The sequence below is a fragment of the Nocardia sp. NPDC056952 genome (genome assembly GCF_042674185.1).
Lineage (GTDB): Bacteria > Actinomycetota > Actinomycetes > Mycobacteriales > Mycobacteriaceae > Nocardia.
The window spans coordinates 947,245-970,247 of record NZ_JBHURA010000001.1 but is presented as its reverse complement, the minus strand read 5'-3'; the positions used below and the strand labels follow the sequence as shown (position 1 = coordinate 970,247).

The 23,003-nt window shown below is 70.4% G+C and carries 18 protein-coding genes; 10 read left to right on the top strand and 8 right to left on the bottom strand.

All coding sequences use genetic code 11. The features are described 5' to 3' along the window. Nucleotides 1–25: 25 nt before the first annotated feature. From recD to recC, 3 genes are read right to left on the bottom strand one after another with little or no spacing between them, the layout of a single operon-like run. Nucleotides 26–1,960: an exodeoxyribonuclease V subunit alpha gene (recD, locus tag ACFTS5_RS04300; protein ID WP_378627285.1), complete on the bottom strand. Its 1,935-nt coding sequence runs from the start codon at nt 1,958–1,960 to the stop codon at nt 26–28. Then, entirely contained in the window at nt 1,957–5,319 is a 3,363-nt protein-coding gene (locus ACFTS5_RS04295) for a UvrD-helicase domain-containing protein (protein ID WP_378627283.1), read from the bottom strand. Before ACFTS5_RS04295 ends, recD begins: the two co-directional genes overlap by 4 nt. After that, on the bottom strand, nt 5,316–8,771 hold the full coding sequence (gene recC / locus ACFTS5_RS04290) for an exodeoxyribonuclease V subunit gamma (protein WP_378627282.1): 3,456 nt from the start codon (nt 8,769–8,771) through the stop codon (nt 5,316–5,318). Before recC ends, ACFTS5_RS04295 begins: the two co-directional genes overlap by 4 nt. Before the next feature lie 189 nt (nt 8,772–8,960). Between recC and ACFTS5_RS04285 the strand changes: the two genes are divergently transcribed. The 4 genes from ACFTS5_RS04285 to ACFTS5_RS04270 all read left to right on the top strand — a co-directional run bounded on the left by ACFTS5_RS04285 (nt 8,961) and on the right by ACFTS5_RS04270 (nt 12,746). Then, nucleotides 8,961–9,167, top strand: coding sequence for a hypothetical protein (locus ACFTS5_RS04285; protein WP_378627280.1), 207 nt, complete (start codon nt 8,961–8,963; stop codon nt 9,165–9,167). Nucleotides 9,168–9,297: 130 nt separating this feature from the next. Continuing rightward, the gene (locus tag ACFTS5_RS04280) at nt 9,298–10,182 is read left to right on the top strand and encodes a tat pathway signal sequence (RefSeq protein WP_378627279.1); all 885 of its coding nucleotides are present in this window, start codon (nt 9,298–9,300) and stop codon (nt 10,180–10,182) included. Between the two features lie 157 nt (nt 10,183–10,339). Next, nucleotides 10,340–11,761, top strand: a complete 1,422-nt coding sequence (locus tag ACFTS5_RS04275) for an NAD(P)/FAD-dependent oxidoreductase (RefSeq protein ID WP_378627277.1) — start codon at nt 10,340–10,342, stop codon at nt 11,759–11,761. 205 nt (nt 11,762–11,966) lie between these two features. Beyond that, nucleotides 11,967–12,746: a hypothetical protein gene (locus tag ACFTS5_RS04270; RefSeq protein ID WP_378627276.1), complete on the top strand. Its 780-nt coding sequence runs from the start codon at nt 11,967–11,969 to the stop codon at nt 12,744–12,746. Nucleotides 12,747–12,807: 61 nt separating this feature from the next. Here the strand turns inward: ACFTS5_RS04270 and ACFTS5_RS04265 are convergent, their stop codons facing one another. The 4 genes from ACFTS5_RS04265 to ACFTS5_RS04250 form a co-directional block, all read right to left on the bottom strand. Next, nucleotides 12,808–13,476 carry an urease accessory protein UreD gene (locus ACFTS5_RS04265; protein ID WP_378627275.1) on the bottom strand — a complete coding sequence of 223 codons (669 nt, stop codon included), beginning with the start codon at nt 13,474–13,476 and terminating at the stop codon, nt 12,808–12,810. Beyond that, the gene (ureG, locus tag ACFTS5_RS04260) at nt 13,466–14,173 is read right to left on the bottom strand and encodes an urease accessory protein UreG (protein WP_378627274.1); all 708 of its coding nucleotides are present in this window, start codon (nt 14,171–14,173) and stop codon (nt 13,466–13,468) included. Before ureG ends, ACFTS5_RS04265 begins: the two co-directional genes overlap by 11 nt. A 30-nt stretch (nt 14,174–14,203) precedes the next feature. Next, nucleotides 14,204–14,854 (bottom strand): urease accessory protein UreF, encoded by a 651-nt coding sequence (locus ACFTS5_RS04255; RefSeq protein ID WP_378627273.1) that lies wholly within the window; start codon nt 14,852–14,854, stop codon nt 14,204–14,206. Between the two features lie 106 nt (nt 14,855–14,960). Continuing rightward, nucleotides 14,961–16,448: an MFS transporter gene (locus ACFTS5_RS04250; protein WP_378627271.1), complete on the bottom strand. Its 1,488-nt coding sequence runs from the start codon at nt 16,446–16,448 to the stop codon at nt 14,961–14,963. A gap of 91 nt (nt 16,449–16,539) precedes the next feature. Between ACFTS5_RS04250 and ACFTS5_RS04245 the strand changes: the two genes are divergently transcribed. From ACFTS5_RS04245 to ACFTS5_RS04235, 3 genes are all read left to right on the top strand, one after another. Further along, on the top strand, nt 16,540–17,211 hold the full coding sequence (locus ACFTS5_RS04245; RefSeq protein ID WP_378627269.1) for a TetR/AcrR family transcriptional regulator: 672 nt from the start codon (nt 16,540–16,542) through the stop codon (nt 17,209–17,211). Between the two features lie 33 nt (nt 17,212–17,244). Beyond that, nucleotides 17,245–18,216: a zinc-binding dehydrogenase gene (locus tag ACFTS5_RS04240; protein WP_378627267.1), complete on the top strand. Its 972-nt coding sequence runs from the start codon at nt 17,245–17,247 to the stop codon at nt 18,214–18,216. Between the two features lie 150 nt (nt 18,217–18,366). Continuing rightward, nucleotides 18,367–19,044: a class I SAM-dependent methyltransferase gene (locus tag ACFTS5_RS04235; RefSeq protein ID WP_378627265.1), complete on the top strand. Its 678-nt coding sequence runs from the start codon at nt 18,367–18,369 to the stop codon at nt 19,042–19,044. A gap of 20 nt (nt 19,045–19,064) precedes the next feature. On the opposite strand, the gene ACFTS5_RS04230 is transcribed toward ACFTS5_RS04235, so the two are convergent. Then, entirely contained in the window at nt 19,065–20,285 is a 1,221-nt protein-coding gene (locus tag ACFTS5_RS04230) for a DUF418 domain-containing protein (protein WP_378627264.1), read from the bottom strand. A 207-nt stretch (nt 20,286–20,492) separates the two neighbouring features. Between ACFTS5_RS04230 and ACFTS5_RS04225 the strand changes: the two genes are divergently transcribed. The 3 genes from ACFTS5_RS04225 to ACFTS5_RS04215 all read left to right on the top strand — a co-directional run bounded on the left by ACFTS5_RS04225 (nt 20,493) and on the right by ACFTS5_RS04215 (nt 22,968). Beyond that, a complete protein-coding gene (locus ACFTS5_RS04225; RefSeq protein WP_378627262.1) occupies nt 20,493–21,479 on the top strand; it encodes a zinc-binding dehydrogenase in 987 nt (328 codons plus the stop codon). 169 nt (nt 21,480–21,648) lie between these two features. After that, nucleotides 21,649–22,095 carry a PaaI family thioesterase gene (locus ACFTS5_RS04220; RefSeq protein ID WP_378627261.1) on the top strand — a complete coding sequence of 149 codons (447 nt, stop codon included), beginning with the start codon at nt 21,649–21,651 and terminating at the stop codon, nt 22,093–22,095. 21 nt (nt 22,096–22,116) lie between these two features. Beyond that, nucleotides 22,117–22,968: an alpha/beta fold hydrolase gene (locus tag ACFTS5_RS04215; protein ID WP_378627259.1), complete on the top strand. Its 852-nt coding sequence runs from the start codon at nt 22,117–22,119 to the stop codon at nt 22,966–22,968. Nucleotides 22,969–23,003: the final 35 nt, after the last annotated feature.

Below are 23,003 nucleotides of genomic sequence, written 5' to 3'. Positions count from 1 at the left end.
ACGGGCGACCGCGCGTCATCACTCACTACCCCTGCGGCGCAACAGTTCTGGACAATCCGCTGGCTCGCAGGACACGGCGGCCGATCGCGGCGCGGATGGCGTCTTCGGTGCCGATGACGCGGACGTGGGAACGCGCCCTGGTGATGGCTGTGTAGAGGAGTTCCCTGGTGAGCAGCGTGGATTCGGGTTCGGGCAGCACGACCGAGACGGTGTCGTACTGACTGCCCTGGCTGCGATGGATGGTCATGGCGAAAACCGTGACCACCGCCGGGAATTGAGTCGGGTGAACCAGGTAGGGCTCGCTGCCGCGCTGGAGCGCGGCGCGCAGTGAGCCGTCGGGGCGGCGGATGATGACGCCGGTGTCACCGTTGTAGATGCGGGCTTCGTGGTCGTTGGCGGTGACCAGCAGCGGCTGGCCGGGGTACCAGACCGATTGCGGCCCTTCGGGTCCCGCGCCGCCTGCCGCCGCCCACTCGGCCGCCATGCGGTCCCAGCGTTCCACGCCGAACGGGCCCTGGCGGTGGGCGCAGAGCAGGCGATGCGACTCGAGGGCGGTCAGTGCGCCGATCGCGTCGCCGGTTTCGGCGGCGGCCGTGACGGCGAGAGCAGCGGTCGTCACATCCGCCCGCACCGCGCGAACATCGTCGGGGCCACACAGCGACACGTCGTCACCGCCCGCGCGCAGAATCGCCAGCGCCGCATCGGCGTCACCCGCGCGAACGGCGACCGCCAAATCGGCGATGTGGCCGCCGAATCGGCGCCCCCTGGTCAATCGGACGATCCCGCCCTGCAACCGCCGCTGCTCGAGAGCCGTCAGCGAGTGCGCCTGCGTCGCTGGTGGATCGACCGGCGATCCTTCGGAAGTCCCGGGTACCGCGTCGACATCGGGGCCGAGCACCTCGCGCAGCGCGGGATTGGGCGCGCCGCTCACCGGCCCGGCCACGAGGTCGGCCAGCACGGCACCGGCGTCGACCGAGGCGAGCTGGTCGGGGTCGCCGACGAGCACGAGGCGAGTATCCGGGCGCAGCGCGGAGAACAGGTGGCTCATCATCGTCAGCGACACCATCGAGGTCTCGTCGACCACGACCACGTCGTAGGGCAGACGGTTGTGCTCGTGGTGGCGGAATCGGGTGGTGCGTCCGCGTTGCCAGCCCAGGAGGCGATGCAGGGTCGAGGCGGTGAGTTCGGGCAGGCCGAGGACGGCGGCTTGTTCGCGCACCGCTTCCTGCAGGCGGGCCGCCGCTTTGCCCGTGGGTGCGGCGAGCGCGATCCGCAAGGCGGGCAGTTTCGGCGAGGCGGCGCGATGGGCGGTGAGCAGGGCCAGGATCCGGGCGATGGTGTGGGTTTTGCCGGTGCCGGGGCCACCGGCGACGACGGTGGTCCAGTGGGTCGCGGCCAGGGCAGCGGCCAGACGCTGCCGGTCGGGGCCCTCGCCGAGCGGGTCGGCGAAAAGCCGATCCAGTTGTGCGCGCACCAGTTCGGTCTCGATCGCGGGGTGGTCGGAGCTGCGTTCGGTGAGCACTCGTCGCAGGGTCTGCTCCTGCTGGTAGTACCGGTCGAGGTAGAGCAGCGCGCCACCCTCGGCGTCGGCTTCGACAATCCGCAACGGGCGCAGCGGACCGGACTGACCACCGCAGATCAGCGGACTGCGCCGCAGGGCCGTGAGCACCCGGTCGGTGTCCGGCCAGGGCAGGGTCGCGGGGTCGATTCCCGTGACGCTGTCGCGGGTTTCGTCGGCATCGATGCCGATCTCGCGCATCCGGGCCAACTCGAGACACACCGATCCCGAGCGCACCGCGCGCACGGCCAGCGCCGCCGCGAACAACACGTCCTCGCTGTCCTCGCGCCCCATGCGACCCAACCGCACCGCCACGTGCACGTCCGCCGCCGACAGGACCCCCGCCTCGTTGAAGACCCGCAACAACCCGGTCCCCCGCTGCGCCACCTGGATAGATGTCATGATCGCCCCGCCAGTAGGTCCGACAGCGCGACGACGAGTTCCGCCGAAGGATGCCAATCGAAGACACCGTGTCCCGGTGGGGTCGCCGCGCCGATCATGCCCCGCACGAACAGGTATCGGGCGCCGCCGAGATGGCGAGCGGGGTCGTAACCGGGCAGCCGCCAGCGCAGATACCGGTGCAGCGCCACGGCATACAGCAGCGCTTGCAGCGGATAGTGCGAGCGGATCATCTCCGCGACCATGTGGTCGCGGCGATAGTGCTCGACGGTGAGGTCGCCGGTCCCGAGCCGGTTGGTCTTGTAGTCGACGATCAGATAGCGCAGCTCACCTGTCTCGTCGGGCACCCGCAGCACCGCGTCGATACTGCCGGTGAGATAGCCGCGCAGCACCGTATCCGACAGTGCGGCAACATGATCGGCGTAGCCGGCGAGGTCGTCGTCGGCGGGCAGGTGGGTACGCAGCAGCGCGGCGATGGCGTGCATCCCGGCCGAGCGCGGTCCGGGTGAATCACCACCGCCGAGCGGGAGCTCGAATTCCAGTTCGTTGAGCCGGTCACGGGTCGCGATCTCGGCCAGGGATCCGAAATCGGCCGGGGTGCGCAGAACTTCGAGCAGCGCGGTCGAGAGCAGGTCGACATCGAGCTCGGCCATCGTGTGCTCGACCGCTTCGACACAGCGCTGGTGGACCTCGGCAGCGAGATCGGGCACCGAGGTGTCGACCGTTTCGAGAACGCCGTGGACCAGCGTGCCGAACTCGGCACCATAGGGCAGGTCGTTCATCAACGACGGGTCGGCCGTGCTTCCGGTCAGGGCGTCGACCGGCGCCTCGGTCGGCTCGTCGTCCGGGCCCGGGCCGTCCTCGGGTTCCTCGTCGGCCACGCCAGGTGCGTCGTGCGCGCCTGCGGTGAGCGCCGAATACGACGTGCGCCGCCACTGCTGGTCGAGCGCGCGGGTGAACCCCGCGGCCGCCAGCTCGCCGGTCGGCAGCTCGGTGCGCACCCGCCGGGGCGCCACATCCTCGGGACGGTCGACCACGGTCACCGAGATCACCTCCGATGCGGACGCGGCCCATTCGGAAATCCGTTGCGCCGCAGCGGTGTCGGCGGGAATCTCGGCCCGGCGCGGTACCTGCGCCGATCCCGGGCGCCGACCCAGCATCATCCGGTGCAGCGGCGCGGCGCCGGTGGTCACCGCGGGCGCCCACCACGCGACGATCTGGCACATCGCCCGGGTCAGCGCCACATACAGCAGCCGCAGTTCCTCCCCCGATTCCTCGGCCTCACACCGCAACTGGCGCTCGCCGTACCCGGGCGCCTCCTTGCCGCCGATATCGAGCACCCTGGTGCCGTTGTCGTCGTGGAACAGCAGCGTCGCCGGATACGGATTCTTGGCGCTGTCCCAGGTGAAAGGCAGGTAGACGATCGGGAATTCGAGGCCTTTGCTGGCGTGCACGGTGGCGATCTGCACGGCCGCCGCGTCCCGATCGAGGCGGCGGCTGCGGCCGCTGACGCTACCGGCCTCCGGCTCGCGCACGCGGTCGGCGAGCCAGCGGGTGAGCGCGGTCAGGCCGAGCCCCTCGGCCAGTGCCACCTCGTCGAGCAGCTGCGCGATGTGGCGCAGGTCGGTGAGTTCGCGTTCGCCGTTGTCCACCGCCAGCAGGCGGGGCGCGAGGTCGGTCTCGGTGGCGAGCTTGTCGAACACGGCGGCGAATCCGGCGCGCGCGAACAAGCGCGCGGCGTCACGCAACTGGGTCGACACCCGGCCGACGAGATCCGCACCGCCCGAGTCGATCTCGGCGGCGGTCACACCGAGGATCGGTGTGCACGCGGCCAGCCGCACCCGGTCGCCGCGATGCGGTTGTTCCAGGGCCCGCAGCACCCACAGCCAATCGGTCGCGGCGACGGTCGCGAAGACGCTGGTGCCACCGGCGAGAACGGAGGCGACCCCGACCCGGTCCAGAGCCGCACGCACCACATCGATCTGGGATCGGGTGCGCACCAGTACCGCGATATCGCCCGGCCCGATCGGTCTGCGCACCCGGCCGTCGCCGACCTCGCTGAGCGAATGATCCCCGCCGCGTAGAGGTTTGGCGTCGATGGTGGTACCGGATTCGAGCAGGGTGACGATATCGGCGGCCAGGTCGTCGGCGACCTTGGCCCGCTGCCTGCCCACCGACGGGAACCCCGACCGATTGCGCGGACCGGCCCCGGTCCGTGGGAGCACCCGGAGTCGCAGCGGGCTGATGACGTCCGGCTCACCGTGCAGGCGGGTCGTCGGGCGCGTCGGCGTGACCGGGTAGACGCTGATCTCGGGATGACCCAATTCCGCACCGCCACACAGATGGTCGATGGCGCGCAGCAGTCCGGCGTCGCTGCGCCAGTTGCGGGTGAGCTCGCTGCGTCGATCGGCCAGCGCCACGGCGTCGAGGTAGCTGAGCACTTCGGCGCCGCGGAAGGCGTAGATGGCCTGTTTCGGGTCGCCGACCAGGACGAGGGTGGCGTGTTGATGGAAGGCCAGGCGCAAAATGTCCCACTGCAACGGATCGGTGTCCTGGAACTCGTCGACCAGCGCGACCCGGTAGCGCTGCCTGATCCGGGCGCGGGCGCGCGGCCCGTGTTCGGCGTCGGCCAGCACATCGTGCAGCAGGACCAGCAGATCGTCGAAATCACGCAGTCCCGCACGGCGTTTGCGGCGTTCGGTCTCGGCGCGCACGGCGCTCGCGAAGGCGACCCGCTCCCCCGCCGCGCCGTCGGTGCGTGGCGCGAGGTCGGCATGCCGGTCGTGAACCGCCGCCAGTGCCAGGGTGTGGGCATCGCGCAGGGTGAACGGGGCGCGGTCGCGGGCGTAGCGGGCCAGATACAGGTCGTCGGCGACGGTGCCGACGAGTTCGTCCACCGATTCGACCAGCCGAGCGCCGGGATCGTGTTCGCCGGCCAGGCCGAGTTCGTCGAGCATCCGCTGGCAGAACGAGTGGGTGGTCGCGATCGTGCCCGCGTCGAAATCGGCCAGGGCGGTGAGCAATCGGTGCCTGCGCAAGCGCACCGTGGCGGGGTCGGCGTCGGCCATCGCGCGGACGAGCTCGTCCTGATGGTGCCGTGCGGTATCGGGCTCCGCCAGGGCGGTCGCCACCGTGACGAAACGGTCCCTGGTGCGCTCGCGCAATTCCTGGGTGGCGGCGCGGCTGAACGTGACGAGGAGCAGTTCGGTGATCGCGATGCCCGCCTCGGCGACATAGCGCACCGCGAGCCCGACGATCGCGTGCGTTTTGCCGGTGCCCGCGCTGGCCTCGAGCACCGTGGTGCCCTGCGGCAGTGGACCGGTGGCATCGAAGGCGGTCGGCGCCGAGACGGTTCCCGTCACGGCTGTCCCTGACTTTCGGCGGCGAGCAGCGGCGCCCACCAGCGGCGCGCGAGCGCACCGAAGTGGGTGCTCTCCGGCTCGCCCGGCCGGCTGGTTTCGGTGGCGAGACCGGCGAATCGGGGTGCGCGGCCCCAGACATAGCGCAGGTACCGGTCGGTGTGGTCGCCGAATTTGTCGGGGCCGTTGGGCCCGCCGTCGAAGGCGTGTTCGGCGGCGAGCAGGGCGTCGGCGACGCTGTCACCGCGGAAGCGTCGCTCGGCGTAGGCCGCGGTGGCGGCGGGCGCGCAGGGCAGCGGTTCGCACAGCCCCTCGTCGCGCAACCGGACCAGATCACGCAGGATCGCCAGCGCGGCAGGCGCTTCGGGTGCGGTGATCACCGATCTGGCCACCGGCCTGCTGCGGAATTGCCCCCGCCCGGTGCTGATCGCCTGCCACGAGCGGTCTTCGGTGGCGGCGAGGGCCAGCAGCGACACCCAGGACGCGAGCCGGTGTTTCGGCGCGAGCCGCGAGTAGGTGGTGCGCACCAGCGTTTCGCCGCGAACCTCGGGCACGGTGCCCGCGAGGGTGCGGCCGTTGCCGAGGTCGACGGCGATGTCGACGGCGCGCGGCGGCGCCTCGTAGTCGGGCAGCGCGGTCCGCACGAGAGTGTCGACGGTGCCCTCCACTTCGTCTAGCACCCTGGCCCCGAAACCGAAGGGGGGCAAAGTTCCCCGGCGCCATTCGGCGGCGCGCAGCCCGGCCGGGTCGGCGCCGGTGAGGCGAGCCGTCAGCATGCGTTCGCCGAGGTCCCATTTGGCCAGGCCGTCGAGTTCGATCGGGAGCTGATCGGCGATGTCCTCGGATTCCTCGGGGACCCGCAGGCCGAGCCGCTGCCACAGGAACGCGCGCACCGGGTGTTCGGCGAACGAGATCAGTTCCGTCAGTGCGACATCCGCGACGGCAGCAGGTGGCAGCGCCGCCGTGAGCAGCGGTGGACGCGGCCGGGACGGGCGCGCGGCGGCGCGGGCACCGGCCAAGGCGACGGTGTCGAAGCTGCGTGGCTTCTCGGGGGCGAAATTGCGCCGGTCGAAAGCCTGCAGGGGATGGCGAACGTGGACGGCGTCCATGGCCGCCGGACCCACATGGGTGGCGAGCACGTCGAGCAGCTCGGCGACGGGAACAGCGGGCGGACGAGCGGCGCCGGTGACCGGGTCCGCACCGGTGTGCAGGATCAGCAGCCTGTCCCCCGCGGCCATGACGGCGTCGAGGAGGAGTTGCCGGTCTTCGCTGCGCGCATCGCGTTCGCCGACCAGCGGGTTCCGGGCCAGCAGATCGTCACCGTCGACGCTGCCCGGACGCGGGAAGACGTCGTCGTCGAGGCCGAGCAGTACCACCACACGGTGGGGCACCGACCGCATCGGCACGAGCGTGCACACGGTGAGTTCGCCGGTGCGGAAGTTCGCGCGGCCGGGGCCGCCCGCCAGGCGGCTGGTCAGCAGGACCGCCACGTCGGCGAGGCGCAGCGGGGTGTCGCCCGCGTGTTCGGTGGCGGCCACGATCTCGCGGCGCGCTTCGGTGCGGATCCAGGCGTGCGCGTCGGGCACGTCGGTGAGCAGCTCGACCGCGCGCAGCAGCACCGCGGTCCATTCGGCGGCGGGGCGCGGGCCGCGCAGGTCGCGCAGGCACACCGCGAGGCGGTCGATGAACTCGGCGAAGCGGCCGGCGAGGTCGACGTCGTTGGAGTCGACATCGTCGAGCGGCAACGCCAGATCGAGCCAGTCGTCCCCGGATTCGTCGGCGGTGACACCGAGCAGGATGCGGTCCACGGCGGCGTTGAGGGTGTTCTGGGCGAAATCGGCCAGCCCGAACGCCTCGCGTTGACGCTGCCCGATCCCCCATCGCGCGCCCGATTCGGCCGCCCACTCGCGCAGCCGTTCGATGTCGTCGTCGTCGAAACCGCAACGGCGGCGGACGGTTTCGCTCGCCGCCAGGTCGAGCACCTGCGTCACCGTGACGCGTCCGTCGGCCAGTTCGAGCAGTTCGATCACCACCGCCAGCATCGGGTTGGTCACCGCCCGCCCGCGATCGGCGAGCCGCACCCGCAACTGATGCGCCGGGTGTTCGCCGTCGATCGGCAGATCCACCCCGGACCCGCGCTGACCGAATGCCGCGCGCACCAGCGGCGCGAACGCCTCCACGTCCGGGCACATGATCAGCACGTCACGCGGCTCGAGCGCCGGATCGGCCGCGAACGTGCTCAGCAGCAGATCCCGCAGCACTTCCACCTGCCGCGCCGGGCCGTGACACGCGTGGATCTCGACGCTGCCGTCGGGCACCGCCCCGATCTCGGGGACGCGGTCCGCGCGAACAGCGGTCTGCAAGGCACCGAGCAGGGTGGGCGCGGCCGTCGCACCGGCGAGGTGAATATCGCTGTCCAGCACCGGGTTCAGGCGCTGCTCCAATTCCCGCACATCCCGGGCCAGCCCCGAGAGCAGCGGGTGGGACACCAGATCCGCGGTGTGGTCGTCCGCGCGTGGACGGACGGCCGCGTCGTTCGCGCGGCGATCAGCGCCGACGGCGTTGCCGCCCGGGTCGGCCGTGCCGTCGCCCCCGACAGCCCGTTCGCCGAGTCGACCCTCCGCGAGTACGGACGCGTCCTCGTTCACCGCGATGCCGACGGCTACCCGGCCGAGCGCGGCCCACATCGCCGGACTCGGGTGCGCCGACCAGAGGTGAACTTCGCGGTGGGCGGCGAGAGCGGTGACCACGGCCAGCTGATCGGCGGGCAGACGGGTGAGCCCGAACAGGGAGAGCCGCTCGGGCAGGTCGATCGAGGCGGGTTCGGCGCGCAGGTGGGCGCAGGCATCGGCGAGCCGTTCGGCCGGGCTCGGGACGCCCACGGCGCTGCGCAGGGCGCGCCACAACCGCGGTTGCCAGGCGAGGTCGTCGGGCACCGGCCCGCCCGCGCCGTCGGTGTCCGCGCCCGCCGCCCAGTCGAGCAGGACCTGCGGGCGTTGCGCGGTATAGGAGTCGAAGAGGGCCGCGAGGTGGGCGGCCGTGGAGTAGCGCCTGCCGAGACGGTGATCCGTACCGGGCAGGCCGAGATGCCGAGCAAGGACGGCGGCCCACGGCTGGTCGGCGACCTCGTCGATCACCCGCAGCAGCGTCCACACCAGCCGCTGACCCGCCCACGGATCGTCGGCGGGCGCGACCCCACTCGCACCGGCCAGCACCTCGGCCACCATCGCCGCGGGCGCGGGAAACGCGATATTGGCGGCCACCCCGTCGCGGGCCTCGGCGCCGACGACTCCGAGCACGCCCGACAACCGTTGCGCCAGCCAGCGCTCCACCCCCTTGGCCGGCACCGCGACCACTTCCGTGGCGAAAGGATCGGCGGGAACATCACCCAGCAAACGCCCCAGTCCGTCGGCCAGCGCGTCGGCGCGTTCGGCGCGATGGAGGTGCAACGGCATCCGTTGTTTATACGCCCAGCGACCGACCCGCAATCGCGCGGCCCCGCCACCACCACTGCACCGGGCTAGTGAAATACGCCACACCGCAAGACGTCCCGGCCCCGCCTGCGGCACCCTCGACGCCGGGCGTGGGATCGTGGCGGTTCGGGTGGGACAGTACGGCCGCGGGCGAAAGGCTGGTTTCGTTTCATGATCGCGCAGGTGTTTCCCCTGGTTCCCGGTGGCGGCTTCATCGTCCGCCGAGTGGGCGCGCGCTGGGAGCTGATCAATTCCCGGCGCTACGGGCCTGATCAGGTACTGCATTCGTGGCCACTGGACCGGCACGGCGAAGCCTTCGAGCACTGCCACCGCCTCAACGGCTGCACCATCGCCACTCCGCACGCCGCGCATCACTGACAGCAATTGCGCTGTGCCGCAACAACCCTGAGCGACGGACAGCGTGCGTCTCGGCGGGGTTGTCGCGCCTGATGCCGGATTTGGGGTGAAGTAGTGCATTGCGGCGTCCGGTGTGCGAGTGTGGTCCATCGTGCGTGACCGTTCCCCCTCCACCCGTGTCGTTTCCCGAGTCGCAGCAACTGCCTGCCTCCTCGCCGCCGCGGCCGCCCTCACTCCGGGCGTCCCTGTCCTCACCGGTCCGGCCCATGCCGCGCCGCCCGCGCTGACCCAGGTGTCGGTGCCTGGATTCGACGCCGACCTGAGCTCCCGGATCGCCCGGGCCGACGCCTATCTCGTCGGCCGCCCCGGTGTGGTCGGCTACGTGCTGCGCGACCGCAAGACCGGTGGCATCTACGCCAACGAACACGCCGAGAACCAGGTCTGGACCGCGTCCACGATCAAGCTGGCCATCGCCGCCGACCTGCTCAACCGGGCCCGCGTCGGCGCCATCGGCCTGTCCCCCGAGGACCGCTTCAACATCGAGGCGATGCTGGCCACCTCCAACGACCACGCCACCGATGTGCTGTGGCAGAAGTACATCGGCTTCGACCGGATGGCCTACAACAACGCGTTCCGCGCCTACGGCATGGTCAGCCTGATCCCGCAGCCGACCACGACCGCCCTGTTCCCGGACTGGTCGTTCCAGAAGTGCACGGCCGCCGACCTGGATCGGCTGATGAACACCATCCTCGACACCATGCACCCCGACGATCTCGCCTACCTGCTCGACCGGATGCGCTCGGTCGACTCCAATCAGCACTGGGGCGTGTGGGGCGCGGGTGCGTCGATGCGGCCCGGCCTGAAGAACGGCTGGTCGGCCGAGGCCGACGGCTGGGTGGTCAACTCGGTCGGCGTCGCGGGCGCCGGTGAGCGGTACACGCTGTCGATCATGAACGCGCTCGGCGGAGCAGGCGGATACACCGACGGCGCCGAGACCGACACCCGGGTCGCCGAGATCCTTCTCGCAGGTCGCTGACTCGGCGCATCCCGTATCGTCGATCTTGTCGTTCGATGAGATACCGCGTCACACGCCGCTATCGGGTTCTTGTTGCGACGTCACAACCGGAGCCGACTACGGTTAACCCTGTCACCACCACCGCGGGGCCCACCCCAGTCTGTCGAGGAGCGCGACGATGAGCACTGAGTCTGTCGGGAAGCGGCACCACGTAGTGGTGATCGGTTCCGGGTTCGGCGGTTTGTTCGGCACCCGGCATCTGCGCCGAGCCGATGTCGACGTCACGCTCATCTCCAAGACGTCGACCCACCTGTTCCAGCCGCTGCTGTACCAGGTGGCCACCGGCATCCTCTCGACCGGCGAGATCGCCCCGGCCACGCGGCTGGTGCTGCGCAAGCAGAAGAACGCGCAGGTGCTGCTCGGCGACGTCGTCGACGTGGACCTGGCGAACAAGAAAGTCACCTCGCGACTACTCAACCGCGACACCGAAACCACCTACGACAGCCTGATCGTCGCCACCGGCGCCCAGCAGTCGTACTTCGGCAACGACCACTTCGCCACCTACGCGCCCGGCATGAAGACCATCGACGACGCGCTCGAGTTGCGGGCGCGCATCCTCGGCTCCTTCGAACAGGCGGAGCTGGCCACCACCCAGGAAGAGCGCGACCGGCTGATGACGTTCATCGTCGTCGGCGCGGGCCCGACCGGGGTGGAGCTGGCGGGGCAGATCGCCGAGCTCGCCGACCGCACCCTCGACGGCACCTTCCGCACCATCGACCCCCGCGACGCGCGCGTCATCCTGCTCGAGGGCGCCGGCGCGGTGCTCGGCCCGATGGGTCCCAAGCTGGGCGCCAAGGCGGCCAAGCGGCTCGAGAAGATGGGTGTGGAGATCCAGCTCAACGCCATGGTGACCGATGTCGACGCGCACGGCGTGATCGTCAAGGACGCCGACGGCAGCACGCGGCGCATCGAGGCCGTGTGCAAGGTGTGGTCGGCGGGCGTGCAGGCCAGCCCGCTGGGCAAGATGATCGCCGAGCGATCCGAGGGCACCGAGGTCGACCGGGCGGGGCGCGTCATCGTGGAGCCCGACCTCACCGTCAAGGGTCATCCGAACGTGTTCGTGGTCGGCGACCTGATGTCGGTGCCCGGCGTGCCGGGGCAGGCACAGGGAGCCATCCAGGGTTCGACCTACGCGGCCAAGGCGATCAAGGCCGGGCTGCACGGTCAGACGCCGGAGGAGCGCAAGCCGTTCAAGTACTTCAACAAGGGCTCGATGGCCACGATCTCGCGGTTCGACGCCGTCTGCCAGATCGGCAAGCTCGAGTTCAGCGGGTTCCTCGCCTGGCTCGCCTGGCTGGCCCTACACCTGTACTACCTGGTCGGCTACCGCAGCCGAATCGTCACGGTGATCGGCTGGTTCGTGTCGTTCCTCGGCCGCAACCGCGGTCAGATGGCGGCGACCGAGCAGTGGATCTTCGCGCGGCTCGCGATCGAGGAGGTCAACGCCGATCAGGCGGAGGCCAAGGAACTCGCGGCCGACGTGGGCGCGCCGCCTGCCACCGCCGAACCGCTCACCGCGGAGCAGCGCAAGATCGGCTGACACAGCTCTACGCAGGCCGGGTGGTTCCGTCGAACCACCCGGCCTTTCGCGTGCCAGTTGCCTTTCCACGGACCGCTGTTGCGGGTTGCCGACGTTTCGGACCCATCCGAGTCGGGCGCCGGTCCGAATGTCGGAGGTCATATGTGTGACCAATCCCCAGGATGAAAGGTGATCTATGGCGACGGGGAAACACAGGGCGCCGAACTTGCAGCGACAGAAGGTAGGTTCGGTCGTCGCAGCCGGAGCGGTACCCCTGGTCATGGCCCTGATCGGCACGGGCACCGCGAATGCCGATCCCGCGCAAGCGGCGGTGACCCAGCCCGAGCATCAGCCCGGACCGGAGTTCGACGCGGTGGCGCCCAACGCCACCCCTTACGTGGGGCAGCCGATGCCCGCGAACACCCGCAGCTCGCTGCAGTGGTCGCGGACGGGGCCGGAAATGGATTACCTGTCCCCGGTGGGACCGCTGCACGCACCGACCGCGGTCGCGCCGGTGCCGCCGATCCTGCCACCGCCGGGCCAGTTCCGCTTCGGTGACCAGCAGGTTCCGGTGCCGGACTTCGTGCCGGTGGACACCTCGATCCAGATCAACGACGCCGCGGCCAACACCGAGGCCAACCTGGCGACATTCCTCGACTCGGTCGGGCTCGAGCGCAGCCGCTCGGACCGGATCGCTTCCGAGACCCTCGGTTCGGCGGCCAGGGGCGCCGCGGTCGGTTCCACCGTCGCGATCCCGTTCGCCATGATGGCGAGCACGGGTGGCGCGTTGGCGGGGCTCGTCGCCGGAATCCCGTTCGTGCCGATCGGTTTGGTCGCGGGTCCGATCCTGGGCGGCATGGCCGCGTACATGGCCGTGTCGATCCCCGTCACGGTCGTCGGCGCCGGTATCGGTGCGGCGGTGGGTGCGGCGAGCGGTTTCCTCGCGCCGCCGCGGGGGATGGTCCCCGAGGCCGCCGACAGCGAAGCCGAGCTCGTCAACGCTTGATCGAATTCCCAGCGGTGGGAGTCGGGCTCTTGCTGCCCGGCTCCCACCGCCTTTTCGTCAGCTATCCGGACGCGAACGCGAGCGCGCGCAGGCGGCTGCTCGTGCGGGTGGCGAGCGAGCCGCCCGCGGCCAGCGGCAGCCGAACCTCGTCCACGCTGCCCGACCAGGCAGGGCGATGGTCCGGGTAGACCAGTTCGCTGTCGAGCGCACGGGCCCCGCTCAGCCGATCGTCGGTCGACGAACCCGCTCCGAGCTCGAGCCGGTGCCGAAGCAGCGGCACGTCGCCCAGGTCGGCCAGCAGATCACCGCGCCACCCGCCGCCGTCCTCGCCGCTGCGGCCCACCTGCACCCGTTCCCGCAGCCGCAGCCGCGCGTCGGGCGCCACCTGGACCGTGGTCACCACCTGATGGTGTGCGCCACCGGCCACGATGGTGGGTTCCGGATCGAAATCCAGTTCGGCGCCTTCGCCGATGTCGAAACGCCAGTGCGCGTTCGACATCATGGTGTCCGCGCCCGGTAGGGCGATCGTCGCCGCCACCGAACGAACCACCAGCCGGGCGCCGGGGCGCACGACGATGGTGATGTCGAGTTCGTCCCCGCCGAGCGGGGTCGCCGCGGTACCGATCAGGTGCACGGTGTCGATACCGGTGTGCCGCCCGGCCAGGCCGCCGACCGCGTCGATGCGGGGCAGCCTGCCCGGTGCGGCGACGATGCTCAGTTCAGTGCGCAACGCCGGTGGCCGCGTCCTGTTCGGCGGCGACCCGCAGCTGCTCGCGCACCCAGGCCAGGACCGGGGTGGCGGCCGGGTCGTCGGTCAGCGAGACCAGGGCGGTGGGGCGGCCGTCGCGGACCTTGGCCGCGTCGCGCTCCATCACACCGAGGTCGGCGCCGACCAGTGGGGCGAGGTCGGTCTTGTTCACCACGAGCAGGTCGGAGAAGGTGACGCCGGGGCCGCCCTTGCGCGGCACCTTGTCGCCGCCGGCCACGTCGACGACGAAGATCTGCACATCGATCAGGCCCGACGAGAAGGTGGCCGTGAGATTGTCGCCGCCGGATTCCACCAGGATCAGGTCCAGCGGCGGATTGGCCGCGACGAGATCGTCGATGGCGTCGAGGTTGGCGGTGATGTCGTCGCGGATGGCGGTGTGCGGGCAGCCGCCGGTCTGCACGGCGGTGATCCGCTCGTCGGGCAGCACGGCGTGGCGGCGCAGGAAGTCCGCGTCCTCGGTGGTGTAGATGTCGTTGGTCAGCACCGCGAGGGACAGCTCATCGCGCAGCTGCCTGCACAGAGCCGCCACCAGCGCGGTCTTGCCGGAGCCGACGGGGCCACCGATGCCGATGCGCAGCGCTTCACCGGCGGTGCGGTCGCGCTTGGGCCGGTCGTGGCTGTGATCGTGCGGTTCGCCATCGATCAGATGGGGAGGCATGGGGGCTCCATTCTTCTCGGAATCACGGGGTCAGGACGCGAACAATGGCATGTCGCGCTGGAGGTGGCGTTCGGCGAGGGCGTCCTGCAGTGGATCGGACAGGGCGGCGAGGCCGACGGCGGCCTCGGCGGCGATCCGGTCGCACAGCGGTGCCAGGCGCACGGTGCTCGCGGCGATGGCGGCGGGATCGAGGGCGAGCAGTCGTTGCGCGGCGGTGGCGGCGCCGGTGAGCGTCGTGTAGACGACCACGCCCGCCAGCTGTTCGGTGCTCGCTCCGCTCGCGGCGCCGACCATGCCGAACACCGTCGACAGATGCGGGCGCGGACCTACCGCGGCCCAATCATGGTGCGGCCACAGCTGTTTGGCCAGGCGGAGCAGCCCCCGGCCTTGCGCGCGCGACGCCGCTCGCGCGGCGGGCGAGGGCGTGCGGGCGTCGGCTTCGAGCTCGGCGCGTTCAGGCGTGAGCGCTGCGCCGCACACTGCGGCGGCCAGCGACGCGCTGACCAGTCCCGAAGTCGATACCCGGCGCCGCAGATACAGCTCCACGCTCGCGTTGTCGCGCAGCAACCCCGATGACACCGCTTCCTCGACGCCGCCGGAGTGCACGTGTCCACCGATGGGCAGGCGCGAATCGGCCAGGGCGAGCAATGTCGCCAGTCCCGCCGCACCCTCGTTTCGCATCCGCCGATCCTATGCAACAAACCTGGACGTCTGCCCGGTGAGGCCGCCCGGCCCGGCACACCGTGGCGGCGATCACGCCGCCCGGTGGTCGTGACCGGCGGGCGATTCAGCGCGCGTCGGTGGTCGTCGTATCGGTGCGAGCCGAGCGCCAGGCCAGTACCGCCATCGCGATCAGCAGCAGTGCGCCGCCCGCGGTCGCGACGTGCATGCCGCTGACGAAGGATTCGCGGGCCGCGTGGATCAGCCCGTCGTCGCCGGCGGACTCCAGGAGGGTGTCGCCCAGGGTCTCGCCGAAGTCGCCGCCGGAACGGAACACCAGCGCGGCCACCGAGCCGAGCAGGGCGAGACCGAGCGCGTTGCCGAGTTCGAAACTCGTTTCGGAGATCCCGACCGCCGAACCCGCCCGCTCGGCGGGCACCGCCGACACCGCGACATCCGACACCAGGGTGAACGAGAAGCCGTACCCGATACCGGCGATCACCGAGCCCGCGATGTACCAGCCGAGACCGCCGTCGACACCGACGCCGAGCAGCATCAGGTTGCCGATGGCCGACAGCAGGAGCGCGAGCGTGAACGTCGCCCGCACGCCGAGCCGCAGCCCGAGCCGCGCGCCGCTCATCGAGCACACGAACACCGCGATCGCCATCGGAATGCCGAGCAGCGCGGCGGCCAGCGGGTCACGCCCGGTGACCGACTGCAGGTAGATGCTGGTCAGGTAACTCAGCGCGGCGAGCGACATCATGCCGGCCATGCTGGCCCCGATCGCCACCCGGAACAGCGGCCGCGTGAACAGCGACAGGTCGAGCAGCGGTTCGGTGAGATGCCGCTGCCTGCGCACGAACAGCACGAGCAGCCCGACGCCGATCATGGCGATCACCAGCGACACTGCGTCGAGGCCTTCGGCGGCGATGTGTTTGATGCCGTAGATCAACGGCAGGATGCCGCCGATCGACAGCGCGACGCTGGGCAGATCGATCGGTCCCAGCGCGGCGGAGCGATGTTCGGGCAGCAGGATCGGCCCGAAGATCAGCAGAATCGCCAGTACCGGGATGTTGATCAGGAATACCGAGCCCCACCAGAAATGGTGCAGCAGAACGCCGCCGATGATCGGCCCGACCGCCGAACCACCGGCGAAGAACGCGGTCCAGATACCGATCGCGGTGGCCCGTTGCCGGGTGTCGGGGAACAGGGTGGAGATCAGCGCCAGGCTCGACGGCAGCAGCGTCGCACCGCCGATGCCCATGAGTACGCGGGCCGCGATGAGGATCGGCGCGGTGGGCGCGAACGCGGCGAGCACCGACGCGACACCGAAGATGGCGGCGCCGGCGAGCAGGATGTTGCGTCGGCCGATCCGGTCGCCGAGGTTGCCCATGGTGATGAGCAGACCCGCGAGCATGAACCCGTAGATGTCGAGGATCCAGAGTTGTTGCGACGCGGTGGGATCCAGGTCGGCCGTGAGGGTCGGCATGGCCAGAAAGAGCACCGAGATGTCCATCGACACCAGCAGCACCGGCAGCAGCAGCACGCCCAATCCGAGCCATGCGCGGCGTCCACCGGCGACTGCGGTGGGCACCGCCGGTTCCAGCTTCGTCATTCCGACATCCTTCCGAGGTTGTGCGTACGCCGTACGCGAGAGCTGGGTACAGTGTACGCATGAAGGTTGTATTACGACAGCGAGTCATGGGATGACCGAGACGAAGCTCACCCGCACGGCGATCGTCGACGCCGCGATCTCCCTCGCCGACGCCGACGGACTCGACGCGGTGTCGATGCGCCGCATCGCCGACCGCCTCGATGTGGGCACCATGTCGCTGTATCGGCACGTGGCGAACAAGGACGAACTCATCGCGGCCATGACCGACGAGATCGCCGCCCGGCACCCCTACCCCGATCCGGCCGGTCGCGGGTGGACGTGGCGCGACCGGGTGCGCATCGCCGCGGAGATCGATTGGGAGCTCTATCAGCAGCATCCCTGGGTGCTGCTCACCTTCGCGGTCCCCCGCTACAGCTTCGGCCCGCAGGGCCTGACCAGCCTGGCATGGCTGGTCGAGGGCCTGCGCGAACTCGGCGTGACCGCCCGTGAGGCCACCACGATGGGATTCTCCGTCTGGAACTACATCTCCGGCGCCAGCTTGCCGGTGGTCGGCGGCGCACTGCTCGCCGAGAAGCGCACCGCCACCGACGACACCAACGGCCTGCGCGATCTCCTCGAGGGCAAACCCTCCTTCCCCGTCCCGCCGGCGCTGGCCGATCTCGAAGGCGCCGGGGTGAGCGACCTGACCTCCGAGGACCTGCTGTTCCTCGGTCTCGAAGCGCTCTGCGACGGTTTCGCCGCGCGGGCCGCCCGTCGCGCTTGACCTCGAGCACCGTTCAGGTTGAACACTGACGTCATGCATGCGATTCAGCTCCACGAGTTCGGTCCCGCCGAGAACCTGCGCTACGAGTCGATCCCGGATCCGACACCGGGCCCGGGTCAGGTGCGTATCGAGGTGGCGGCCTGCGGTGTCCATCTCGTCGATACCGCGTTACGCCGTGGTGAGCCGGGCCCGTTCCCGGCGCCCGCGCTGCCGACGGTCCCCGGCCGCGAGGTCGCCGGAGTCGTGGACCGCGTCGGCGACGGCGTTGACCGCGCCCTGCTCGGTACGCGTGTCGTCGCCCACCTGGGCACCGCACCGGGTGGCTATGCCGAGCTCGCGGTCACCGAAGCCGAACGCCTCCTTGCCATTCCGGACGGCGTGAGCTTCAGCGCCGCCGTGGCGATGGTCGGCACCGGTCGCACGGCGCTCGGCATTCTCCAGTTCACCGATCTCGATGCCGACAGCGTCGCGGTGGTGACCTCGGCCGCCGGCGGGATCGGCACCCTGCTGGTCCAGTACGCCGTCGCCGCGGGCGCCACGGTGGTCGCGCTCGCGGGTGGACCGGACAAGGTGGCCATGGTGCGCGCCAACGGCGCCGATATCGCGGTCGACTACACGCTGCCGGATTGGCCGGCGAAGGTGCGCGCCCAGCTGGGTGGCCGGGCCGCGACCGTCGTGTTCGACGGCGTCGGCGGACCCGTCGCCGAAGCCGCCGTCGACCTGCTCGGCCCCGGCGGCGCCCATCTGGTCTTCGGCTGGTCGGCCGGTGCTCCGGCACAGGTGGACACCGCCGGGCGCGGCATCACCTCCGAAACCGTGCTCGGCCCGCCGATGATCCAGCGGGCGGGCGGTGACCTGCGCGTCCTGTCCGAACGCGCACTCGCCGGCGCGGGCACTGGCTTGTTCCGCCCCGCGGTGACCGAATTTCCCTTGGCCGAGGCCGCCACCGCCCATCACGCTCTCGAATCCCGTGCCACCACAGGCAAAGTCGTGTTGATCCCCTGACAGGTCGAGATCATCGGGCTCCGGTGGTGGTGATCTGGTCGGTATCTCCGGCAACCTGGGCCTGATGATCAACCGACCAGCTCAGCGGTCGTCGGGCGCGTCCCCGAATGTCGGGCGACGAGCCGACCGTCGGTGGTGAAGACTGGACCTATGACCGACGCGCAGCCGTCCGCCGATCGTCGCCTCGCCGCTCAGGCGCTGGCCGCGAACGATCCGACCGGATGGTTCGAACCGCTCTACGCCGAGGCCGCCGCGGGGACCTCGGTGGTTCCGTGGGATCGCGACGTCCCCAATCCCCTGCTGGTCGACTGGCTCCGCACCGCCACCCTGCCCCAGGGAGCGCGGGCCGTGGTGATCGGCTGCGGATACGGCATCGACGCCGAATTCGTTGCTTCCCAAGGCATCCGAACCACCGCCTTCGACGTCTCCCCCACCGCGATCCGTGGCGCCCGCGCCCGTTTCCCGCATTCGCCCGTCACCTACAAGGTTGCCGACCTCCTCCACCCGCCGCCGACCTGGCGCCACGCCTTCGACCTGGTCATCGAGTCGATCACCGTTCAATCCCTGCCCCTGGACGTCCGCACCCACGCCATCACCGGTATCCGAGACCTCCTCGCGCCCGACGCGACCCTGCTCGTGATCGCCGACATCAGCCAGACCCCCGCCACCACCGGCCCGCCGTGGCCGCTCACCCGCGCCGATATCGACTCTTTCACCGCTCCCGACCTGACCCTGGTCCGGGTGGAAACCATCTCCCGTGCCGACGCCTCAGGTCTGCACCGCTGGCGGGCGGAGTTCCACCGCCCGCCGCAGCCTGCCGCCGGCTGACAGAGCGCCGAGTCGGCGGCTCAGGCGCCGGGCGGAGCATTCTGCAAGGCAGGGCGCCGCCACGCCGGGACGGTCAGGTAGGTCGCGGCGCGCAGCAACCACTCCACCGGACCGTACCAATGACCGCGCAGCCACCAGGTGCTGAACGCGAGCTGGGCGGCGAAGGTGAGCAGGGCGATCGCGACGACGCCCAGGGGTGCGATGTCATCGGCGAGGGCGAGGCCGTATCCGGTGTAGACGAGCATCAGCACCACGGATTGCCCGATGTAGTTGGTGGCGGCCATGCGCCCGGCCGGGGCGAGCAGGGCGGTGTAGCGGCCCAGGCGTGCGGACTGCGCGGCTAGCAGGATCGCGGCGACATAGGCGAACGTCATGAACGGGTTCACCAGCATTTGCAGGCCGTGGATCACCGCGGGGGCGTGCCACCAGGTCATCGACTCGGCGAAGGTCATCGCCGAGATCGGCAGGCCGATGCCGAAGCCGATCACCAGTGCGCGAAAGGACCAGCGGCGCAGCGTATCCGGATCCGCGAACAGGTTTCGTTTGCCCGCCGCCATGCCGGTCAGGAACATCGCCAGGCTCGGCACGCCCTGACCGAACCAGATCAGCAGCAGGAACACCGGCGCGAGCGCCGTCTGCGCGGCGAACGTCGACCCGAAGTCGGCGGTGTAGTCGGCCGATATCGCGGGCAGGTCGACGAACTCACCGAACGCGAGAAGACCGGCGCTGCCCGGCAGGAAGCTCCACGCCGACCACACCGCGTACAGCACCACCGCGGTGATCACCGCGGTCCGCGGCCGCACTTTGCGCAGCGCGATGAGGGTCAGGCACAGGAACGCGTAGAGGGTGAGGATGTCCCCGATCCACAGCAGATAGACGTGGACGAGTCCGATCGCCATCAGCGCGGCACACCGCCGCAGCAACCGCCGCACCGGCGAAGCCCCCGCACGCTGGGCCGCCGCGATCTGCAACGTGAACGAGTACCCGAACAGAAACGCGAACAGCAGGTAGAACCGCCCGGCGAACAGCGCGTCGACGGTGGCTCGTACCAGCAGGTCGACGGTGCCGCCGAAGCGCAGTACCGGATCCTCGCGCGTGCCTACCACCGACCACAGCGAGGTCGCCACGACCACGTTGGTGATCAGGATCCCGAACAGGGCGAACCCACGCAGGATGTCGACCTCGGCGATCCGCGATCCGGATCGCACTGCGGGCGAGCGTGTTCCGAGCGCGTCTGCCATGCACCGAGGGTACGCACGCCACCCGGTCACATTCGTCCACCGTGCGAGCTATTTTCAGGCCCTGTCGGAGTGACCCGCTCTCAGCCCTGCGAGGTATTGACAGCGGGGTCCGAGCATGGGCATCCCTGAGCCACCCGAGACCGACACGGTGCCACAATGGAGCACGATCACGCTCGGCAGGGACTCGCAACCACCACGGAGGCGGACATGCAGGCAGTTGTCATCGACGAATTCGGCGAACCGAAGGATGTGCTCACCGCGCAGCAGGTGCCCGCCCCGGAGCCCGGGCCGGGTGAGGTGCGGATCGCGATGTCGCTGTCGCCGATCCACAATCACGATCTGGCGATCATCCGCGGCGTCTACGGCTATCGGCCGCCGCTGCCCGCGATCCCCGGAACCGAGGCGGCCGGCGTCGTCGACGCGGTCGGCCCGGGTGTCGACGCGCTTCAGGTCGGTCAGCGGGTGGCGATCGCCGGGGTCCGTGGAGCCTGGGCGGATTCCTTCGTCGCCCGCGCCGAGCAAGCGGTGCCGATGCCGGATTCCGTGCCCGACGAGACCGCCTGCCAGCTGCTCGCCATGCCGCTGAGCGCCCTGATGCTGCTCGACGATCTACAGGTGCGAGCCGGTGAGTGGATCGTGGTGAACGCCGCCAACGGCGCGGTCGGTCGCCTGGTCAACCTGTTCGCGAAGGAACGCGGAGTGCGGGTGCTGAGCCTGGTCCGCGGGCAGTCGTCGGTGCAGGCGCTGGAAAAGCTCGGCTACGGTCCCGTGCTCGACACCGAATCGGTGGGCTGGCTCGCCACCGGTGCCGACATCACCGGTGGCGAACCGATCGTGCGCGCCGTCGACCAGGTCAGCGGTCCGGCCGCGGGCGATCTGATGGCGCTGCTCGCCCCGCGCGGTGAACTGATCTCCTTCGGCGCGCTGTCGGGCAAACCGCTGATCATCGACACCGGCGCCGTCATCTTCAAACAGGCTGTGGTGAAAGGGTTCTGGGGCCAGCAGCGCAGTTCCGACATCGACCGCGCCGATTACGTCCGGTTGATCACCGAACTCGTCACCCTCGCCGCCAACGGCACCCTGCGGCTGGATGTCCAGGCCGATTTCGCGCTCACGCAGGCCGCCGAGGCCGCGGTGGTGTCGGAAACTCCCGGCCGCAACGGCAAAGTGGTCCTGCACGCCGGAACCCGCTGAGCGCTCGGCCGGGCGGGTGAACGCGCCACTCGCCCGGCCGAACTCTTTCCGGACTCCCAACAGCAGGCGAAATTTCCGCGATGGGCTGTTCCCGCGCGCCGTCAGCGGGCAGGATTCGCCGCAGGAGGAGCGGCGACGCCGCGCCGCTGCCGAGCAGAGGACTGAGCCGATGACCGCAGCACAGGCCCCCAATCCCGACTTCGCACAGCTGGTTCCCAGCGTCGTGCTGTCCATGCCCGCCGCCGCGCACCTGGGTTTCCACTTCAGCCGGGTCGAGCCCGGCGACGTCGAGATCGTGCAACCACACCGGCGCGAACTCACCCAGCACGACGGCTATTTCCAGGGCGGGGTCCTCGGCTCGCTCGCCGATTTCGCCGCCGGTTCGGCCGCGGGCACGCTGCTGCCCGCAGGCTGGGTGAACATGACCATCGACTACACCGTGAAGATTCTCGCGCCCGCCAAAGGCCCGAACGTGGTCGCCCGCGGCCGGGTGATCAAGCCCGGCGCACTGCTCACGATCGCCGCCGCCGAGGTGTTCTCGGTGGAGGAGACCGGCGAAGTCCTGTGTGCCACCGCGCTGGTGACGATGCGCAACGTCCGCCTCGCGGCGGCCTGAGCACCGGCGGCGAGTGACCTCATGCCGATCATTCAGATCGACAGTGTTCCGATCTCCTACACCGACACCGGCGCTCCCGCGGGCAAACCGGGCGCCGCCACCGTGGTCTTCGGCCACGGATTGCTGTTCGGTGGCTGGATGTTTCGCGCCCAGCTCGCGGCCCTGCAACGCGACTACCGGTGCGTCACCCTCGACTGGCGCGGCCAGGGCGATACCCCACCCACCGCCGGCGGCTATGACATGGACACTCTCGCCGCCGATGCGGTAGGAGTGATTCGCGCTCTCGACGCGGGCCCCGTGCACTGGGTCGGGCTGTCCATGGGTGGCTTCGTCGGCCAACGATTGGCCGCCAGGCACGGCGAACTCCTGCGATCGCTCACCCTCCTGGACACCAGCGCTCGCGCCGAGGATCCCGCTAAGATCGGCGAATACCACCGTCTGGCCCTGGCAGTGCGCTGGCTCGGCATCCGCCCCATCGCCGGCCGGGTGGCCACGCACCTGTTCGGCCCCGCCTTCCTGGCTTCGCCCACCGGCAAGGAAGTTGTTCGTGAGTGGTCGCGGCGCCTGGCCGCGATCGACCGTGTCGGTACACGAAACGCCGTCCACGGTGTCACCGAACGTGGCGCCGTCGACGGCGAACTCCCGGCGATCACCGTTGCCACCCAGATCATCGTCGGCGAGGACGACGCCGCGACCCCGCTCCCGCATGCCCGCCACATCGCCTCGCTCATCCCGCATGCCCGGCTCCACACGATCCCCGCGTGCGGTCACTCGAGTTCCCTCGAACAACCGGAGACCGTCACCGAGCTCCTGCGGGATTTCCTGGCATCGGTCGAGTCGAGTACCTCGACGGCGGAGCCACACCCCACCTGATCGCGAATTCGCGTTCGTCACAGGGTGTTCCGTGG

Bases quoted from the DNA above. Each gene is read 5' to 3' on its own strand.
- recD (WP_378627285.1), bottom strand. From the start codon at position 1,960: ATGACATCTATCCAGGTGGCGCAGCGGGGGACCGGGTTGTTGCGGGTC.
- recC (WP_378627282.1), bottom strand. From the start codon at position 8,771: ATGCCGTTGCACCTCCATCGCGCCGAACGCGCCGACGCGCTGGCCGAC.
- ACFTS5_RS04285 (WP_378627280.1), top strand. From the start codon at position 8,961: ATGATCGCGCAGGTGTTTCCCCTGGTTCCCGGTGGCGGCTTCATCGTC.
- ACFTS5_RS04275 (WP_378627277.1), top strand. From the start codon at position 10,340: ATGAGCACTGAGTCTGTCGGGAAGCGGCACCACGTAGTGGTGATCGGT.
- ureG (WP_378627274.1), bottom strand. From the start codon at position 14,173: ATGCCTCCCCATCTGATCGATGGCGAACCGCACGATCACAGCCACGAC.
- ACFTS5_RS04255 (WP_378627273.1), bottom strand. From the start codon at position 14,854: ATGCGAAACGAGGGTGCGGCGGGACTGGCGACATTGCTCGCCCTGGCC.
- ACFTS5_RS04250 (WP_378627271.1), bottom strand. From the start codon at position 16,448: ATGACGAAGCTGGAACCGGCGGTGCCCACCGCAGTCGCCGGTGGACGC.
- ACFTS5_RS04245 (WP_378627269.1), top strand. From the start codon at position 16,540: ATGACCGAGACGAAGCTCACCCGCACGGCGATCGTCGACGCCGCGATC.
- ACFTS5_RS04240 (WP_378627267.1), top strand. From the start codon at position 17,245: ATGCATGCGATTCAGCTCCACGAGTTCGGTCCCGCCGAGAACCTGCGC.
- ACFTS5_RS04235 (WP_378627265.1), top strand. From the start codon at position 18,367: ATGACCGACGCGCAGCCGTCCGCCGATCGTCGCCTCGCCGCTCAGGCG.
- ACFTS5_RS04230 (WP_378627264.1), bottom strand. From the start codon at position 20,285: ATGGCAGACGCGCTCGGAACACGCTCGCCCGCAGTGCGATCCGGATCG.
- ACFTS5_RS04225 (WP_378627262.1), top strand. From the start codon at position 20,493: ATGCAGGCAGTTGTCATCGACGAATTCGGCGAACCGAAGGATGTGCTC.
- ACFTS5_RS04220 (WP_378627261.1), top strand. From the start codon at position 21,649: ATGACCGCAGCACAGGCCCCCAATCCCGACTTCGCACAGCTGGTTCCC.
- ACFTS5_RS04215 (WP_378627259.1), top strand. From the start codon at position 22,117: ATGCCGATCATTCAGATCGACAGTGTTCCGATCTCCTACACCGACACC.